This is a genomic window from Micromonospora sp. URMC 106, from assembly GCF_051386395.1.
Lineage (GTDB): Bacteria > Actinomycetota > Actinomycetes > Mycobacteriales > Micromonosporaceae > Micromonospora.
Genome location: NZ_JBPQTP010000205.1, coordinates 1 through 4,092, shown reverse-complemented (window position 1 = coordinate 4,092; position 4,092 = coordinate 1). Strand labels below are relative to the sequence as shown.

Sequence of the window (4,092 nt, the reverse complement as noted above, 5' to 3'; positions counted from 1 at the left end):
GCCCACCCCGCCCACGGGCAGTGTTGCGGGTGGCCTCGGGATGCAATGGTCGTCGGGGGCGGGCTACGTTACCGGGCGGTAGCGCCGTCCGGTCGCGGCACGCCCACCGCCGGTCCGCACCGGCCGGGCCGGCCGTGTCGCCCGGCGGCCCCGGCCGACTCGCGATGGGATGGGCATGACGGATCTGTTCTCGGTCGAAGGCAAGACGGTCCTGGTCACCGGCGGCTCGCGGGGGATCGGCCTGATGATCGCCCAGGGCTTCGTCCGGGCCGGCGCGCACGTGATCATCTCGTCGCGCAAGGCCGACGTGTGCGAGGCCGTGGCCAAGGAACTCGCCACCGAGGGGCGCTGCGAAGCCATCCCCGCCGACCTCGGGCACGACGCGGGCGCCGAGGGGCTCGCCGCCGCCGTCCGGGAGCGCGTCGACCGGCTCGACGTGCTGGTCAACAACGCCGGCGCGACCTGGGGCGCGCCGCTGGAGTCGTACCCGGAGAGCGCGTTCGACAAGCTCTGGGCGGTCAACGTCAAGGCCGTCTTCCGGCTCACCACCGCGCTGCTGCCCGCGCTGCGCGCGTCCGCCAGCGCCGACGACCCGGCCCGCGTGATCAACATCGGCTCCGTCGACGGCATCCGGGTGCCGTTCATGGAGGTGTACGCGTACTCGGCGACCAAGGCCGCCGTGCACATGCTCACCCGCAGCCTGGCCCACCAGCTCGCCGGCGAGCAGATCACGGTCAACGCGATCGCGCCAGGGCCGTTCGAGAGCAAGATGATGGCGTTCGCGCTGGACGACCCCGCGTCCCGGGCCGCCATCGAGGGGCAGGTGCCGCTCGGGCGGATCGGCCGTCCGGAGGACATGGCCGGCACCGCGATCTACCTGTCGTCGCGCGCCGGGGCGTACCTCACCGGCGCCGTGATCCCGGTCGACGGCGGCATCACCACCCACGGCTGAGCCCGGCGACGGGCGGGAGGCTGCCCGCGTACCCCCTGGTGGGCCGGAGCCGCGCGGACTCGGCAGATCCGCGCGGCCCCGGTCGGCCGGTCTTGCCGGTGTGTCAGCGGCCGGCGAGCAGCCGGTTCACCGCGGTGTCGACGTCCAGGTGCTCGGCCTCGCGGCCGCGCGGAACGACGACGTAGGTCCGCCGCAGGAAGCGCACCAGGACGCTGCGCGGCACCTCGAAGAGAGCGTTGCCGTCGGGCGACGACAGCGCCAGCGCGACGAAGTCCCCGCGCGGGGTGGCCCAGGGCCAGACCCGCACGTCGCCGATGCCGGCCGGCTCGTCGAGGCCGGTGACCAGCAGTTCGCGGGCGAAGGACCAACTGACCGCCTCGCCACCGGCCGATTCGGCATGGAACAGGACATGGACCGCATACGGATCAGCAGGGTCGTAACGCAGACTGGCACGCACCGGCAAGGCGGTGGCGTCAGGTGCGACGAGCCTTAGCGACGTCTCGACCTCTACGGTCGTCGGTCGGATGACACTCATGGACGATCTCCCCCCGGCACCGCTGCGGAACGCGCGTGTCCCGCTTTTCCCATACTCAGGTGCTACTCCTGGCTACGCTCCGCCATACGCTGACTTCACCCAGTGGTGGGAAGGGGGTCGGAAAGTCCGCGTGAATGTGAGGATTCATGTAGGGTTTTCCGGTTCTGCCCAGTGCGTGATCCCGCCCGGCATCGGGTGGTTCAGTCGTCGACTTACTCCGGTAACGTCCAGTCGACGGTTGCAGTGACGGGCGCGAGCCACACTGGGGGAGGAAATGGTCACGAAACGATCCTCAGTGGATCCGATGGCCGCGCCGGGCGGGCCGAAAGTCGCGGTCCGGGCAACCGAAAAGCGGGGGTACGGAGTGCCAATGGAGCAGCACGACCGGCCCGGTCGGCCGCCGGCCGACCGGGGTGGCGCCAACGGAACGGCGCTGGCCGAACGGCGCCCGCGACCGCGCTGGCGGCAGCGGCTCGCCACCACCCTCGACCTGATCCGGGCCAACCCGACCGGCCGGGTCGCCCTCAAGATCTTCATCGCCATCGCCGGCGCCCTCGTGGTGACCATCGGCATCGCCCTCATCCCGCTGCCCGGGCCGGGCTGGCTGCTGGTGATCGCCGGCCTCGGCATCTGGGCCGTCGAGTTCCACTGGGCCCGCAGGCTGCTCGCCTTCACCCGCCGCCACGTGCACAACTGGACGCAATGGGTGAAGGGTCAGTCACTGGCCGTGCGCTTCGTGCTGGGCGGCGTCGGCCTGGTCTTCGTCGGCGCGGTGGTCTGGCTGTCGCTGAAGTACAGCTTCGGCATCGACGTCGTCGCCGAGGCGCTGCACTACCTGGCGACGCACTGACGCGCGGCTCCGGGGAGCCGCCCGGCCGCCTCGCGGCACGCGGACCCCGGATTTCCGGTCCGGTCCCTCGATCAGGTAGAGTCATCGGCGCTGAGGGCGATTAGCTCAGCGGGAGAGCGCTTCGTTCACACCGAAGAGGTCACTGGTTCGATCCCAGTATCGCCCACTCAGGTCAAAGGCCACTTCCCGGCTTCGGGAGGTGGCCTTTCTGCTGCCGTACAGCAGCTAAGTACAGCAGTTCCGTCAGTGGCCGAGTGAATCACCGAGGCGTTTGAGTGCGTCTCTGGTCGCTTTCGTCGATACCTGGGTGTAGATCTCCATCGTCACGGAGAAGCGGGCATGCCTCAGCACCTGCATGGCGACTCTCGGGTGGACGTCGAGGTCGGCCAGGAGTGTGGCGCAGGTGCGGCGGGCGTCGTGGACGGTGATCGGCTTGACGTTGGCCTTCTCGCACCTCGTCTGCCAGGAGCGCTGGAAGTTGCGTGGCTCGATGGGTGTGCCGTAGCGGGTAGTGAATACGAGGTCGGTTTCGTGCCACGCCTTGCCGGCGGCTGCTTCAGCCTTGTCGCGTTGTTGCTTTCTGAGCTTGAGCGCGGTCAGGCAGAGGTCGGGCAGGGGGAGGGTGGCGTCCGACGCCTGGGTCTTGGTGTCGCGGTGCAGGAGCTGGCCGCGTACGCGTTGGAGCTGGCGGCCGATGGTCAGCTCTCCGGCGTCGAGGTCGACGTCCTCCCACGTCAGTCCGAGGGCTTCGCCCTTGCGGAGGCCGGTGACGAGGACCAGGGCGTAGGCGGCGTAGAGCGGGTCCTCGTCGGCGCGGGCCGATTCGAGGAACTTCCGCGCCTCGTCGCTCGACCAGGACTTGCCACGCCGGCGGCGGACCGTGGCGAGGGTGACCGGCACGGCCGGGTTCTTGGCGATGAGGTCTTCGGCCTGGGCGTGGGTGAGGGCGGCCCGCAGTGCGGCCCGGATGTCGCTGACCGTCCGTGTGGACGGGACGGCCTGGCAGCAGCGGCCGACGGCGCAGCAGCGCCGCTTGTCCTTGGGCCGGGCCGCGTCCTTGCCCTGGGCGCAGCACTGGCAGGTGCGGGCCACCTGGTTGATCCACGTCTGCACGTCGCGTGACTGGAGCCGGTCGAGCCGCTTGGCTCCGAGGCCGGGGGCGATGTAGCGGCGGACGAACGTCTCGTAGGTCGCGTAGGTCAACGGTGCCCGGTTCGGCTGGATGATCTCGGCCAGCCAGTAGGTGAGGAAGCTGCCGACCGTGGGGACGCTCGTTGCTACCGGTCCGGCCTTGGCCTGCTGGTGCAGCTTGATCCACTTGTCGTGGACGGCCTCGCGGGTCTTGCCGTAGACGTACTTGCGGGTGCGCTTGCCGTCGGGCTTGGTGACCCAGACGTAGGCGGCGAAGCCGTTGCGGTAGGGAAAGATGGAGCCTTCGCCGTTGGCTCGGGCGCGTCCGGGCATCAGGCAGCCTCCTGGCGTTCGACCTGTTCGCGGATGTAGTCGTCGACCCACTCGGGGAGGATGCGGCGGTACTTGCCGTCCTTGATGGAGCGCAGCTCGCCGGTGGCGATCTTCATCTTGACCTTGGAGATACCGAAGCCCAGCAGCACGGCGACCTCGGCGGGGGAGTACCAGCGGGGGGGCGAGGTCCCAGCTCATGCAGCCACCCCCAGCCACGTTTCGTGGGCGAGTTCTTCTCGGCCAATGCGTCTGCTCTCGCGTCGCTGCCGGGCGGCGGTGTTGGCGAGCAGG

The 4,092-nt window shown here is 70.0% G+C and carries 4 protein-coding genes, 1 tRNA gene and 1 pseudogene; 3 read left to right on the top strand and 3 right to left on the bottom strand.

Translation table 11 applies throughout. The features are described 5' to 3' along the window. The first annotated feature begins 175 nt into the window (after positions 1-175). Positions 176-952 (top strand): SDR family oxidoreductase, encoded by a 777-nt coding sequence (locus ACSNOB_RS31590; protein ID WP_393104395.1) that lies wholly within the window; start codon positions 176-178, stop codon positions 950-952. Positions 953-1,055: 103 nt separating this feature from the next. Here ACSNOB_RS31590 and ACSNOB_RS31585 read toward each other — a convergent pair whose 3' ends face one another. Beyond that, entirely contained in the window at positions 1,056-1,487 is a 432-nt protein-coding gene (locus ACSNOB_RS31585) for an SsgA family sporulation/cell division regulator (RefSeq protein ID WP_007457244.1), read from the bottom strand. 304 nt (positions 1,488-1,791) lie between these two features. On the opposite strand from ACSNOB_RS31585, the gene ACSNOB_RS31580 reads away from it, so the two are divergent. Both ACSNOB_RS31580 and ACSNOB_RS31575 read left to right on the top strand, forming a co-directional pair. Then, the gene (locus ACSNOB_RS31580) at positions 1,792-2,337 is read left to right on the top strand and encodes a TIGR02611 family protein (RefSeq protein ID WP_436691048.1); all 546 of its coding nucleotides are present in this window, start codon (positions 1,792-1,794) and stop codon (positions 2,335-2,337) included. 94 nt (positions 2,338-2,431) lie between these two features. Beyond that, a tRNA-Val gene (locus tag ACSNOB_RS31575) sits at positions 2,432-2,503 on the top strand. 77 nt (positions 2,504-2,580) lie between these two features. Here ACSNOB_RS31575 and ACSNOB_RS31570 read toward each other — a convergent pair. Together ACSNOB_RS31570 and ACSNOB_RS31565 are read right to left on the bottom strand one after the other, a co-directional pair. Beyond that, entirely contained in the window at positions 2,581-3,801 is a 1,221-nt protein-coding gene (locus tag ACSNOB_RS31570; RefSeq protein ID WP_436691046.1) for a tyrosine-type recombinase/integrase, read from the bottom strand. Continuing rightward, positions 3,801-3,980, bottom strand: a pseudogene (locus ACSNOB_RS31565) (excisionase family DNA-binding protein); the annotation flags it as partial. The gene ACSNOB_RS31570 and the pseudogene ACSNOB_RS31565, both read right to left, overlap by 1 nt. Positions 3,981-4,092: the final 112 nt, after the last annotated feature.